The sequence below is a fragment of the Streptomyces sp. NPDC051452 genome (genome assembly GCF_044454765.1).
GTDB lineage: Bacteria > Actinomycetota > Actinomycetes > Streptomycetales > Streptomycetaceae > Streptomyces.
In genome coordinates this window covers 137,157-150,569 of the sequence record NZ_JBITEB010000008.1, presented here as the reverse complement: position 1 = coordinate 150,569, position 13,413 = coordinate 137,157, and the positions used below count along the sequence as shown (strand labels likewise).

Below are 13,413 nucleotides of genomic sequence, written 5' to 3'. Positions count from 1 at the left end.
AGCGTACTGAAGTGTGTTCACTCCGTACAATCGCTTCCCACGACTCCGCGTCCGGCGGCCGACAATCCGGTACGGAGCCTCGGCCCCGGCGCGATAGGCTCGGGGCACTGCTTTTTCATGGTTCAGATGTTCAGAGCACGTTTCAGGGAGCGGGTGCGCACAGTGTCCGGTGGAGAGGTTGCCGGGATCCTGGTGGCCGTCTTCTGGGCGATCCTGGTCTCCTTCCTCGCCGTGGCACTGGCGAGGCTGGCCCAGACGCTCAAGGCGACCACCAAGCTCGTGGCGGAGGTGACCGATCAGGCGGTCCCGCTGCTCGCCGACGCCTCCGCGGCCGTACGCTCCGCGCAGACCCAGATCGACCGGGTCGACGCGATCGCCAGCGACGTCCAGGAGGTCACCTCCAACGCCTCCGCGCTGTCCACCACCGTCGCCTCCACGTTCGGCGGCCCGCTCGTCAAGGTCGCGGCCTTCGGCTACGGGGTGCGCCGGGCGTTGAGCCGCCGCGACGAGGACGTGCCGCCGAAGTCGCCCCGGCGTACGGTGATCGTGGGCCGCACGGTCCCCGCCGCGCGCCGCAGGCGAGCCACCCGCGGGAAGAGGGACTGAGACCGAGCGATGTTCCGCCGTACCTTCTGGTTCAGCACGGGCGTCGCCGCCGGTGTGTGGGCCACCACCAAGGTCAACCGCAAGATCAGGCAGCTGACCCCGGAGAGCCTGGCCGCCGGCGCGGCGAACAAGGCCCTGGAGACAGGCCAGCGATTGAGGGACCGCGCGGTCGGCTTCGCCCTCGACGTGCGCGACAACATGGCCAGGCGGGAGGCCGAGCTGGGCGAGGCGCTGGGCATCGAGGCCGACCCGGCTCTTCCCGCGCCCCGGCGATACGCCGCCATCGAGAACGACCGCAGCAACCCGAAGTACGTCGAGAACACGACGCACTCGTACAACCGGAATGAGGACCACTGATGGAGTCGGCTGAGATCCGCCGCCGCTGGCTGAGCTTCTACGAGGAGCGCGGGCACACCGTCGTGCCTTCGGCGTCGCTCATCGCGGACGATCCGACTCTGCTCCTCGTCCCCGCCGGCATGGTGCCCTTCAAGCCCTACTTCCTGGGCGAGGTCAAGCCGCCCTTCTCGCGCGCCACCAGCGTGCAGAAGTGCGTGCGCACACCCGACATCGAAGAGGTCGGCAAGACCACCCGGCACGGCACCTTCTTCCAGATGTGCGGCAACTTCTCCTTCGGCGACTACTTCAAGGAAGGCGCCATCAAGTACGCCTGGGAGCTGCTCACCACGCCCCAGGACAAGGGTGGTTACGGCCTGGACCCGGAGCGGCTCTGGATCACCGTCTACCAGGACGACGACGAGGCCGAGCGCATCTGGCACGAGGTCGTCGGGGTGCCGAAGGAGCGCATCCAGCGCCTCGGCATGAAGGACAACTACTGGTCCATGGGCGTCCCCGGCCCGTGCGGCCCCTGCTCCGAGATCAACTACGACCGCGGCCCCGAGTTCGGCGTCGAGGGCGGCCCCGCCGTCAACGACGAGCGGTACGTGGAGATCTGGAACCTCGTCTTCATGCAGTACGAGCGAGGCGAGGGCATCGGCAAGGACAACTTCGAGATCCTCGGCGAGCTGCCGAGCAAGAACATCGACACGGGCCTCGGCCTGGAGCGCCTCGCCATGATTCTGCAGGGCGTGCAGAACATGTACGAGATCGACACCTCCATGGCCGTCATCGAGAAGGCCACCGAGCTGACCGGTGTCGCCTACGGCGACGCCCAGCAGTCGGACGTCTCGCTGCGCGTGGTCACCGACCACATGCGCACCTCCGTGATGCTCATCGGCGACGGCGTCACCCCCGGCAACGAGGGCCGCGGTTACGTCCTGCGCCGCATCATGCGCCGCGCCATCCGCAACATGCGCCTGCTCGGCGCCACCGGCCCGGTCGTGCTCGACCTGGTCGACACCGTGATCCGGATGATGGGCCAGCAGTACCCCGAGCTGGTCACCGACCGCGAGCGCATCGAGAAGGTGGCCGTCGCCGAGGAGAACGCCTTCCTCAAGACGCTCAAGGCCGGCACCAACATCCTGGACACCGCCGTCACCGAGACCAGGCAGTCCGGCGGGACCGTCCTCTCCGGCGACAAGGCGTTCCTGCTCCACGACACCTGGGGCTTCCCGATCGACCTCACCCTGGAGATGGCCGCCGAGCAGGGCCTCTCCGTGGACGAGGAGGGCTTCCGCCGCCTGATGAAGGAGCAGCGGGAGCGGGCCAAGGCCGACGCCCAGGCCAAGAAGACCGGCCACGCCGACATGGGCGCCTACCGCGAGATCGCCGACTCCGCCGGTGCCACCGACTTCATCGGCTACACGGACACCGAGGGCGAGACCACCATCGTCGGCATCCTCGTCGACGGCGCCTCCTCCCCGGCCGCCAGCGAGGGCGACGAGGTCGAGATCGTCCTCGACCGCACCCCGTTCTACGCCGAGGGCGGTGGCCAGATCGGCGACACCGGCCGCATCAAGGTCGACACGGGCGCCGTCATCGAGGTCCGCGACACCCAGAAGCCGGTCCCGGGTGTGTACGTCCACAAGGGCGTGGTCCAGGTCGGCGAGGTCACCGTCGGTGCCAAGGCCCAGGCCTCCATCGACCACCGGCGCCGCAAGGCCATCGCCCGTGCCCACTCGGCCACCCACCTGACCCACCAGGCGCTGCGCGACGCCCTCGGCCCGACCGCCGCCCAGGCCGGTTCCGAGAACCAGCCCGGCCGCTTCCGCTTCGACTTCGGTTCCCCGTCCGCCGTCCCGACGGCCGTGATGACCGACGTCGAGCAGCGGATCAACGAGGTGCTCGGCCGCGACCTCGACGTGCGCGCCGAGGTCATGGGCATCGACGACGCCAAGAAGCAGGGCGCCATCGCCGAGTTCGGCGAGAAGTACGGCGAGCGGGTTCGCGTGGTGACCATCGGCGACTTCTCCAAGGAGCTGTGCGGCGGCACGCACGTGCACAACACCGCCCAGCTGGGCCTGGTGAAGCTGCTCGGCGAGTCGTCCATCGGCTCCGGTGTCCGCCGTATCGAGGCCCTGGTCGGTGTGGACGCCTACAACTTCCTCGCCCGTGAGCACACGGTCGTCGCCCAGCTCCAGGAGCTGATCAAGGGCCGTCCGGAGGAACTGCCGGAGAAGGTCTCCACGATGCTCGGCAAGCTGCGGGACGCCGAGAAGGAGATCGAGAAGTTCCGCGCCGAGAAGGTGCTGCAGGCCGCCGCCGGTCTCGCCGGGTCCGCCAAGGACGTCCGGGGTGTCGCGCTGGTCACCGGTCAGGTCCCCGACGGCACGACCGCCGACGACCTGCGCAAGCTGGTCCTCGACGTACGCGGCCGTATCCAGGGCGGCCGGCCCGCCGTGGTCGCCCTGTTCGCGGTCAGCAACGGCAAGCCGCTGACGGTCATCGCCACCAACGAGGCCGCCCGTGAACGCGGTCTCAAGGCCGGTGACCTGGTCCGTACCGCCGCCAAGGCCCTCGGCGGCGGCGGTGGCGGCAAGCCGGACGTCGCCCAGGGCGGCGGTCAGAACCCGGCCGCCGTCGGCGAGGCCGTCGAGGCCGTCGAGCGTCTCGTCACCGAGACCGCCAAGTAGGGGCGGGCCCACACCATGCGCAGAGGTCGCCGGCTCGCGATCGACGTCGGGGACGCCCGGATCGGGGTCGCCTCGTGCGACCCCGACGGGATCCTCGCCACACCGGTGGAGACGGTCCCGGGCCGGGACGTCCCCGCCGCCCACCGCCGGTTGCGTCAACTGGTGGCGGAGTATGAGCCGATCGAGGTCGTCGTCGGTCTCCCTCGCTCCCTCAAGGGGGGCGAGGGTCCGGCCGCGGTCAAGGTCCGCGCCTTCGCCCGGGAACTGGCCAGGGGCATCGCACCGGTGCCGGTCCGGCTGGTCGACGAGCGGATGACGACCGTCACGGCCAGTCAGGGGCTGCGGGCCTCGGGGGTGCGAGCCAAGAAGGGCCGCTCGGTCATCGACCAGGCGGCGGCCATCGTCATTCTTCAGCAGGCCCTGGAATCCGAACGGGTGTCAGGCAAGCCACCCGGTGAGGGCGTCGAAGTGGTCATCTGATCGCGATACGGTAACGTTCCGCGCGATGCGGCGGTGTTCGAACAGGCGCCGCACAGCAAGAGGCGGAACGGAAGCCGGCCCACCGGCCGCGCGACCGCGCGGCCTCGCGGCTCTAGGGGATCGATGACTGAGTATGGCCGGGGCCCAGGCTCCGAACCGTGGCATCCGCAGGACCCGTTGTACGGGGACGGCGGATGGGAAGGGCAGCAGGCGCACGCCGGCCAGTCTGCCTACGGCGGCCAGCCGCAGCAGCAGTACCCGCAGCAGCCGCAGCAGCCGCAGTACGGCGGCTGGAGCCAGGAGCAGCAGCCCGGCTACGACGGTCAGCACCAGCGGCAGTACTACGAGGGCCAGGGGGAACCCCCTTACGAGCAGCAGTTCGCCGGTCACGCCCAGCCGCTCCAGGAGGGCGAATGGGCCGCGGCCGGTGGCCACGGCCCGGTGCCCTACGCCGCCGATCCCGGTGACCCCTACAACCAGCAGCCCGTGGCCTATGGCGAGCAGCCGGACCGCTACGGCACCGAGGACGCCTATCCGCCACCGCAGCCGCCGGGCCGCAGGCGCCCCGATCCGGAACCGGAGCCGGAGCCCGCGGCCGACGAGGAGGACCACGCCTTCTTCGCGGGCGGCGGCGCCCCGGACGAGGAGGAGCACGAACTCCAGAGCCGGCGCGAGCGGCGGGGCGCGGGCCGCAAGCCCGTCAAGAAAAAGAAGGGGCGCACCGGCTGCGCCTGCATGGTGGTCGTCCTGGTGTTCGGCGGCGGCCTCGGCGGAGTCGGATATTTCGGGTACCAGTACTACCAAAATCGTTTCGGCGCGGCCCCGGACTACGCGGGCAGCGGCAACGGTCAGCAGGTCACCGTCACCATCAACAAGGGAGACGGTGGCTGGGCCATCGGCCAGAAACTGAAGGACGCCGGCGTCATCGAGAGCGCGGCCGCCTTCGTCTCGGCGCTCCAGGCCAACCCCGGCGGCAAGGCGCTCCAGGACGGTGTCTACACCCTGGAGAAACAGATGTCCGCCGCGAGCGCGGTGGAACTGATGCTCAGCCCCAAGAGCCGCAGCAACCTGATCATCGCCGAGGGCCTGCGCAACACGGCGGTCTACGGCCTGATCGACAAGCGTGTCGGTGTGGCGGCGGGTACCACGGCCCGCATCGCGAAGAAGGACTACAAGCACCTGGGCCTGCCCACCTGGGCGCTCGGTCACCCGAACCTCAAGGACCCGCTGGAAGGCTTCCTCTACCCCTCCAGCTACGCGGTCACCAAGGGGCAGAAGCCGGAAGCCGTCCTGCGGAGCATGGTCTCCCAGGCCACCGCCAAATACCGGGAACTGGACCTGGTGAAGAAGGCCGAGGCACTCGGCCTCGACGGTCCCTGGCAGCTGCTCACCGTGGCGAGCCTGGCGCAGGCCGAGGGCACGAGCCACGACGACTTCCGCAAGATGGCCGAGGTCGTCTACAACCGCCTGGAGGCCGACAACCCGCAGACCTACGGTCGGCTGGAGTTCGACTCGACGTACAACTACGTCAAGGACCAGAGCAAGATCGACCTGAGCATCGCCGAGCTGCGCAAGTACGACAACCCGTACAACACCTACTTCTCCAAGGGCCTGCCCCCGGGACCCATCGACAACCCCGGCGAGGAAGCCCTCCGGGGCGCGCTCGACCCGACGCACGACGGCTGGTACTACTTCATCTCGATGGACGGCAAGACCAGCAAGTTCACCAAGACGCTCGACGAGCACAACAAGCTGGTCGAAGAGTGGAACGCGTCGAGGAAAAAGAACTGATGACAGTGACCCGCCGGGCGGCCGTGCTCGGTTCGCCCATCGCCCACTCGCTCTCCCCGGTGCTGCACCGGGCCGCGTACGACGAACTCGGGCTCACCGACTGGTCCTACGACCGCCACGAGGTCGACGAGGCCGCACTGCCCGCCTTCTTCGACGGGCTGGGGCCCGAGTGGGCGGGGCTGTCCCTGACCATGCCGCTGAAGCGGGCGGTCATCCCGCTGCTGGACGAGATCAGCGACACGGCCGCCTCCGTCGACGCCGTCAACACGGTCGTCCTCACCGAGGACGGCCGCCGCCTCGGCGACAACACCGACATCCCCGGCATGGTGGCCGCGCTGCGCGAGCACGGCATCGACGAGGTCGGCTCCGCCGCCGTCCTCGGCGCCGGCGCGACCGCCTCCTCCGCCCTCGCCGCCCTGGCCCGGATCTGCACCGGGGAGGTCGTCGCCTACGTCCGCAGCGAGGCCCGCGCCGCCGAGATGCGCGCGTGGGGCGAGCGCCTCGACCTGGACGTGCGCACGGCCCCCTGGACGGACGCGGCCAAGGCCCTGCGCGCCCCGCTGGTGATCGCCACCACGCCGGCCGGTACGACCGACGCCCTCGCGGCCGCCGTCCCCGAGCGCCCGGCCACCCTCTTCGACGTGCTCTACGACCCCTGGCCCACCGCGCTGGCGGCCCGCTGGTCCATGTACGGCGGCGCCGTGGTCAGCGGCCTCGACCTGCTGGTCCACCAGGCGGTGCTCCAGGTCGAGCGGTTCACCGGCCGTTCCCCGGCCCCGCTGGCGGCCATGCGGCACGCCGGCGAGCAGGCGCTCGCCGCCCGCTGAGCCGCCGCCGGCGCGTCCGCCTGCTGGACCGGCGGCCGGACACCCGCCCCGGACGTGGGAGGATCGGAGGTGGCGTACCGGTCTCGCGCACCCGGTCACGCCGTCGCCGTACGCGAGGACACGCGTACACGGGGCAGTACCGGGCGCGAACACTGAGGAGCACCGTTGAGCAGGCTGCGTTGGCTGACCGCGGGGGAGTCCCACGGTCCGGCACTGGTCGCGACGCTGGAGGGCCTTCCCGCCGGCGTGCCGATCACCACGGAGATGGTGGCGGACCACCTGGCACGGCGGCGGCTCGGTTATGGCCGCGGTGCGCGGATGAAGTTCGAGCGGGACGAGGTCACCTTCCTGGGCGGTGTCCGGCACGGACTCACCCTCGGTTCCCCGGTCGCGGTCATGGTGGGCAACACCGAGTGGCCGAAGTGGGAGCAGGTCATGGCGGCCGACCCGATCGACCCCGAGGTGCTGGCCGACCTCGCGCGCAACGCGCCGCTGACCCGGCCGCGCCCCGGCCACGCCGACCTCGCGGGCATGCAGAAGTACGGATTCGACGAGGCCCGCCCGATCCTGGAGCGCGCCTCCGCCCGGGAAACCGCGGCCCGGGTGGCCCTCGGTGCCGTCGCGCGCTCCTACCTGAAGGAGACCGCCGGGATCGAGATCGTCTCCCATGTGGTGGAACTCGCCTCCGCCAAGGCGCCCTACGGGGTCTACCCGGTACCGGCCGACGTCGAGAAGCTGGACGCGGACCCGGTGCGCTGCCTGGACGCGGACGCCTCCGAGGCGATGGTCGCGGAGATCGACCAGGCCCACAAGGACGGTGACACGCTCGGCGGCGTGGTGGAGGTACTGGCCTACGGCGTCCCGGTCGGGCTGGGCTCGCACGTGCACTGGGACCGGCGTCTGGACGCCCGCCTGGCCGCCGCCCTGATGGGCATCCAGGCGATCAAGGGCGTGGAGGTCGGCGACGGCTTCGAGCTGGCCCGGGTGCCGGGCTCCAAGGCGCACGACGAGATCCTGACGACGCCCGACGGCATCAGGCGGGCCACCGGCCGTTCCGGCGGCACCGAGGGCGGTCTGACCACCGGCGAACTGCTGCGGGTGCGGGCCGCGATGAAGCCCATCGCCACCGTGCCGCGTGCCCTGCGGACGGTGGACGTCGCCACCGGCGAGGAGGCCCAGGCCCACCACCAGCGCTCCGACGTCTGTGCCGTCCCGGCGGCGGGCATCGTGGCGGAGGCCATGGTCGCGCTGGTCCTTGCGGACGCGGTCGCGGAGAAGTTCGGTGGCGACTCGGTCGCCGAGACCCACCGCAACGTCCGGTCCTACCTCGACAACCTGCGGATCCGGTGAGCGCCATGCCAGTGGTCGTGCTCGTCGGCCCGATGGGCGTCGGCAAGTCCACCGTCGGCCGGCTGCTGGCCGAGCGGCTGGAGACGGGCTACCGGGACACCGACGACGACATCGTCGCCGAGCAGGGTCGCACCATCGCCGACATCTTCGTGGACGACGGCGAGGGCGCCTTCCGGGACCTGGAGAAGCGGGCGGTGCGCACCGCGCTCGCCGAGCACGGGGGCGTCCTCGCGCTCGGCGGCGGGGCGGTCCTCGACGCGGACACCCGCGCGCTGCTCGCCGGGCACCGGGTGGTCTACCTCTCCATGGAGGTCGAGGAGGCGGTCCGGCGCACCGGCCTGAACACGGCCCGCCCGCTGCTGGCGGTCAATCCGCGCAAGCAGTGGCGCGAGCTGATGGAGGCCCGGCGGCACCTGTACGAGGAGGTCGCCGTCGCCGTCGTGCCCACCGACGGCCGCACCCCCGAAGAGGTCACCCAAGCAGCGCTGGACGCACTGGAGTTGAAGGAAGCATGAGCGAGGCAGTCACCCGGATCCAGGTCGCCGGCACCGCGGGCACCGACCCGTACGAGGTGCTCGTCGGCCGGCAGCTGCTGGGCGAGCTGGCCGGGCTGATCGGGCCACGGGCCAAGCGTGTCGCGGTGATCCACCCCGAGGCCCTCGCGGAGACCGGGGACGCGCTCCGCGCCGACCTGGCCGAGCAGGGCTTCGAGGCCGTCGCGATCCAGGTGCCGAACGCGGAGGAGGCCAAGACCGCCGAGGTCGCCGCCTACTGCTGGAAGGCGCTCGGGCAGTCCGGCTTCACCCGTACCGACGTCATCGTCGGCGTCGGTGGCGGAGCCAGCACGGACCTGGCCGGTTTCGTGGCCGCGACCTGGCTGCGCGGGGTCCGCTGGATCGCCGTCCCCACCACCGTGCTCGCCATGGTGGACGCGGCCGTCGGCGGCAAGACCGGCATCAACACCGCCGAGGGCAAGAACCTGGTGGGCGCCTTCCATCCGCCGGCCGGGGTGCTGTGCGACCTGGCGGCGCTGGACTCCCTCCCGGTCAACGACTACGTCTCCGGGCTCGCCGAGGTCATCAAGGCCGGTTTCATCGCCGACCCGGCGATCCTGGAGCTCATCGAGTCCGACCCCGAGGCGGCCCGCACCCCGGCGGGTCCGCACACGGCCGAGCTGATCGAGCGGTCGATCCGGGTGAAGGCCGAGGTCGTCTCCTCGGACCTGAAGGAGTCCGGGCTGCGGGAGATCCTCAACTACGGCCACACGCTGGGCCACGCCATCGAGAAGAACGAGCGATACAAGTGGCGGCACGGCGCGGCGGTCGCCGTGGGCATGCACTTCGCCGCCGAACTGGGCCGGCTGGCGGGCCGGTTGGACGACGCGACCGCCGACCGGCACCGGACGGTCCTGGAGGCCGTGGGCCTGCCCCTGCACTACCGCTACGACCAGTGGCCCAAGCTGCTGGAGGCGATGAAGGTCGACAAGAAGTCCCGCGGGGACCTGCTGCGCTTCATCGTGCTGGACGGCATCGGTAAGCCGACCGTCCTGGAGGGCCCCGACCCGGCGGTGCTGCTCGCCGCCTACGGCGAAGTGGGGCAGTAACTCCCGTATCACCGACGTACGTCCGGTTTTGCGCCCTCCGATTCGTCGCGCGGACCGGGCACTTCGGGCCGCCCCCGGTCGTTTCACCAAACGACGGCCGGGGACGGTACCGTTCGGTAGGAGCTGAGGCCGCCCCCGTCGGCGCCGACCGCCCGTCTGCCGCGACCGAGCCGTAGGGCGTGTCGGGGGCGACGCACCGCGATCGGGCCATCGGCCGCCACGGGTCCGTCGCCGCATGCCGTACACCGCGGCGCCCGGAGGCGAACGAGCAGAAGACGACGAGACGGAGTGGCAACGGATGCAGCACGCAGTGGGGTCGCCGCTGCCGCCGCCCCACCAGCCGGGGCAGGGGCCGGACACCGGCTGGGCGTCGGCCGGACACCACCCGGGCCCGCACCCGGGGGTCTCCCCGGGCCCCGCCCAGGTTCCGCCGCCACCGCCTCCCGGCTTCCCGGTGCCACCCGGACCGATGCCGCCCGTCGCGGTGCCGCCGGCGCCCCCGGCCGCCCCCGCCGGGCAGGCTCCCGCCGGACCCGCCCCGGCCCAGCCGGCCCCTGATACCACCGGTCACGTGCCGCTGCCACCCGGCGGCCCCGTCGGCGTCCCCATGGCGCCGCCCGCGGCGGCCGTCGTGCCCGACCCGACGGCCACCACCCTGGCGGTCCTGCTGATCGGCCCGGCGGGTGCGGGCAAGACCAGCGTCGCCAGGTACTGGGCCGAGCACCGGCGCGTGCCCACGGCCCACATCAGCCTCGACGACGTCCGCGAATGGGTCCGCTCGGGCTTCGCCGACCCCCAGACCGGCTGGAACGACAACTCCGAGGCCCAGTACCGCCTCGCCCGCCGCACCTGTGGCTTCGCCGCCCGCAACTTCCTGGCCAACGGCATCTCCTGCATCCTGGACGACGCCGTCTTCCCGGACCGCCCGGTCGTCGGTCTCGGCGGCTGGAAGCGGCACGTCGGCCCCGGTCTGCTTCCGGTCGTCCTGCTCCCGGGCCTGGACGTCGTCCTGGAGCGCAACGCCGAACGGAGCGGCAACCGCCGCCTCACCGACGAGGAGGTGGCCCGCATCCACGGCCGTATGGCCGGCTGGTACGGCTCGGGCCTCCCGATCGTCGACAACTCCCAGCTCGACGTCCCGGGCACGGCCCGGGTGCTGGACGAGGTCCTGGCGAGAGCGATAGCGAGCCCGCCGAGCTGGTGAGAACGGGGTCGGCTGGGCGGGCAGCGGCGTGCCGAACCGCGCGCGCCCCATGTCCGCCCCCGTCCAGGCCACCGCCGGGCCGTCTCCGGCGAACCCCACTCGGCCCTCGCCAACCGGCGCAAATCGCCCAGAACTCCTACGCTCATCTCATGTCAGAGGTGTACGCGAACCGCCGATCCCGGCTGAGGGACCACTTCAACGCGGCCGGTACTGCGGCAGCGCTCATCACCCGCCCCGCCAATGTGCGCTACCTCGCCGCCGCCGCCCCGCACGGCTCCGTGCTGCTCCTCGGCGGGCGCGAGGACCTCCTCGTCTGCGCCGGCCCGCCCGAGGACCGGCCCTACGACGGCCGGCCGGACGAGAACCTGCGGCTGCACATCCTGTCCGCGACCGACGGCGACCCCGCGGTCGTCGCGGCCGGCCTCGCCACGGCCCAGGGCGCCGACTCCCTGGCGGTGGAGGAGCACCATCTCACCGTGGCCCGCCACCGGGCCCTCGGCTCGGTCGAACCGCGGCTTCACCTCGCCGACCTGGACGCGGCCGTCGAACAGCTGCGGGTGGTCAAGGACGAGGAGGAGATCTCCTGTCTGCGCATCGGCGCGGAGATCGCCGACCAGGCCCTCGGCGAGCTGCTGGAGTCCATCCTGGTCGGCCGCACCGAACGGCACCTCGCGCTGGAGCTGGAGCGGCGCCTGGTCGACCACGGCGCCGACGGGCCCGCCTTCCCCACCTCGGTGGCCACCGGACCGCACTCCGGGCGCCGCGGCCACCGCCCCACCGACCGTCGGGTGGAGGAGGGCGACTTCCTCTCCGTGTGCCTGGGCGCCACCTACCGCGGCTACCGCTGCGAGATCGGCCGTACCTTCGTCATCGGCACCTCTCCGGCCGACTGGCAGATCGAGCTGTACGAGCTGGTCTTCGCGGCCCAGCGTGCCGGACGCGAGTCCCTGGCGCCCGGTGCCGCCTACCGTGACGTCGACCGCGCCGCACGCCAGGTCCTGGGCTCCGCAGGCTATGCGGAGGCCCTGCCGCCGCTCACCGGACACGGCGTCGGACTCGAAATCGTGGAGGACCCGCAGCTGGGACCCGCGGCCATGGGTAAACTGGACGCTTGCGTGCCGGTCACCGTCGAGCCGGGGGTTCACCTCCCAGGCCGGGGCGGCGTCCGGATCGATGACACGCTCGTCGTGCGCCCCGAGGCGGACGGCGGACCCGAGCTACTCACCATCACGACCAAGGAGCTGCTCGCGCTGTAGGAGTGCGTGCCCCCGGGGTCGTCCACGTCAGTCCAGGAGATTCCGCAACCGTGGCTTCCACGAACGACCTCAAGAACGGATTGGTGCTCAAGCTCGAAGGCGGCCAGCTCTGGTCCGTCGTCGAGTTCCAGCACGTCAAGCCCGGCAAGGGCCCGGCCTTCGTGCGCACCAAGCTGAAGAACGTGCTCTCCGGCAAGGTCGTCGACAAGACCTTCAACGCCGGTGTCAAGGTCGAGACGGCCACTGTCGACAAGCGCGACATGCAGTTCTCGTACATGGACGGCGAGTACTTCGTCTTCATGGACATGGAGACGTACGACCAGCTGATGGTCGACCGCAAGGCCGTCGGCGATGCCGCCAACTTCCTCATCGAGGGCTTCACGGCCACCGTGGCGCAGCACGAGGGAGAGGTGCTCTTCGTCGAGCTGCCGGCCGCCGTCGAGCTGGTCATCCAGGAGACCGAGCCGGGCGTCCAGGGCGACCGTTCCACCGGTGGCACCAAGCCCGCCACCCTGGAGACCGGCCACCAGATCCAGGTCCCGCTCTTCATCACCACCGGTGAGAAGATCAAGGTCGACACCCGTACGAGCGACTACCTCGGCCGGGTGAACAGCTAACCGTGGCTGCCCGCAACACGGCCCGCAAGCGCGCCTTCCAGATCCTCTTCGAAGGCGACCAGCGCGATGCCGACGTCCTGACGGTCCTCGCGGACTGGATCCGGCTCTCCCGGTCCGACACGCGGCAGCCTCCGGTCAGCGAGTACACGATGCAGCTGGTCGAGGGCTACGCGGAACACGCGCGGCGCATCGACGAGCTGATCGCCCAGTACGCGGTGGGCTGGACCCTCGACCGGATGCCGGTCGTGGACCGCAACGTCCTGCGGCTGGGTGCGTACGAGCTGATCTGGGTCGACGAGACCCCGGACGCCGTCGTCCTGGACGAGGCGGTTCAGCTGGCGAAGGAGTTCTCGACCGATGAGTCGCCCTCGTTCGTCAACGGCCTGCTCGGCCGGCTGAAGGAGCTCAAGCCGACGCTGCGTCGCGCTTAGCCGAAAGGGGCGCCGGGGGACCGGGGGCCGGACGACTCACGGGTCGCTCCGGCCGCCCACACGGTCCCACGGCGCCCCTTCACCATGGCCCCGCCCCCAGGCTCCGGGAGGGGGTCGGAACGGCCGTAGAACGCCGCCGGGGGGGGGGGGCCCCCCGGGGTGGGGCCCCCCCCGCGGGCCGGTTGTGGGGGCTCAGCCGGGGGGGTTGGCGGCGTCGGG

13 protein-coding genes are annotated in these 13,413 nt (G+C 71.5%); all 13 read left to right on the top strand.

Translation table 11 applies throughout. The features are described from left to right. The first annotated feature begins 162 nt into the window (after nucleotides 1-162). The 13 genes from ACIBA9_RS20460 to nusB all read left to right on the top strand — a co-directional run bounded on the left by ACIBA9_RS20460 (nucleotide 163) and on the right by nusB (nucleotide 13,194). Nucleotides 163-606: a DUF948 domain-containing protein gene (locus tag ACIBA9_RS20460; protein WP_399365065.1), complete on the top strand. Its 444-nt coding sequence runs from the start codon at nucleotides 163-165 to the stop codon at nucleotides 604-606. A 9-nt stretch (nucleotides 607-615) separates the two neighbouring features. Further along, nucleotides 616-963 carry a hypothetical protein gene (locus ACIBA9_RS20455; protein ID WP_393898970.1) on the top strand — a complete coding sequence of 116 codons (348 nt, stop codon included), beginning with the start codon at nucleotides 616-618 and terminating at the stop codon, nucleotides 961-963. After that, a complete protein-coding gene (gene alaS, locus ACIBA9_RS20450; RefSeq protein WP_399364809.1) occupies nucleotides 963-3,635 on the top strand; it encodes an alanine--tRNA ligase in 2,673 nt (890 codons plus the stop codon). The genes ACIBA9_RS20455 and alaS overlap by 1 nt, the downstream gene beginning before the upstream one ends. 15 nt (nucleotides 3,636-3,650) lie before the next feature. Then, nucleotides 3,651-4,115: a Holliday junction resolvase RuvX gene (ruvX, locus tag ACIBA9_RS20445; RefSeq protein ID WP_399364807.1), complete on the top strand. Its 465-nt coding sequence runs from the start codon at nucleotides 3,651-3,653 to the stop codon at nucleotides 4,113-4,115. Between the two features lie 123 nt (nucleotides 4,116-4,238). Then, on the top strand, nucleotides 4,239-5,906 hold the full coding sequence (gene mltG / locus ACIBA9_RS20440; RefSeq protein WP_399364805.1) for an endolytic transglycosylase MltG: 1,668 nt from the start codon (nucleotides 4,239-4,241) through the stop codon (nucleotides 5,904-5,906). Continuing rightward, nucleotides 5,906-6,733, top strand: coding sequence for a shikimate dehydrogenase (locus ACIBA9_RS20435; RefSeq protein WP_362164845.1), 828 nt, complete (start codon nucleotides 5,906-5,908; stop codon nucleotides 6,731-6,733). The genes mltG and ACIBA9_RS20435 overlap by 1 nt, the downstream gene beginning before the upstream one ends. Before the next feature lie 165 nt (nucleotides 6,734-6,898). After that, complete coding sequence (gene aroC, locus ACIBA9_RS20430; RefSeq protein WP_393898965.1) at nucleotides 6,899-8,083, top strand: chorismate synthase; 1,185 nt, start codon at nucleotides 6,899-6,901, stop codon at nucleotides 8,081-8,083. 5 nt (nucleotides 8,084-8,088) lie between these two features. Next, nucleotides 8,089-8,598, top strand: coding sequence for a shikimate kinase (locus ACIBA9_RS20425; RefSeq protein ID WP_399364802.1), 510 nt, complete (start codon nucleotides 8,089-8,091; stop codon nucleotides 8,596-8,598). Continuing rightward, nucleotides 8,595-9,686 carry a 3-dehydroquinate synthase gene (gene aroB, locus ACIBA9_RS20420; protein WP_362164849.1) on the top strand — a complete coding sequence of 364 codons (1,092 nt, stop codon included), beginning with the start codon at nucleotides 8,595-8,597 and terminating at the stop codon, nucleotides 9,684-9,686. The genes ACIBA9_RS20425 and aroB overlap by 4 nt, the downstream gene beginning before the upstream one ends. Before the next feature lie 298 nt (nucleotides 9,687-9,984). Further along, entirely contained in the window at nucleotides 9,985-10,890 is a 906-nt protein-coding gene (locus tag ACIBA9_RS20415) for a Pro-rich N-terminal domain-containing protein (protein ID WP_399364800.1), read from the top strand. A gap of 149 nt (nucleotides 10,891-11,039) precedes the next feature. Then, complete coding sequence (locus tag ACIBA9_RS20410) at nucleotides 11,040-12,146, top strand: aminopeptidase P family protein (RefSeq protein ID WP_362164852.1); 1,107 nt, start codon at nucleotides 11,040-11,042, stop codon at nucleotides 12,144-12,146. 50 nt (nucleotides 12,147-12,196) lie between these two features. Further along, nucleotides 12,197-12,763: an elongation factor P gene (efp, locus tag ACIBA9_RS20405; RefSeq protein ID WP_033532566.1), complete on the top strand. Its 567-nt coding sequence runs from the start codon at nucleotides 12,197-12,199 to the stop codon at nucleotides 12,761-12,763. Nucleotides 12,764-12,765: 2 nt separating this feature from the next. After that, entirely contained in the window at nucleotides 12,766-13,194 is a 429-nt protein-coding gene (gene nusB, locus ACIBA9_RS20400; RefSeq protein ID WP_399364797.1) for a transcription antitermination factor NusB, read from the top strand. The last annotated feature ends 219 nt before the right edge of the window (nucleotides 13,195-13,413 follow it).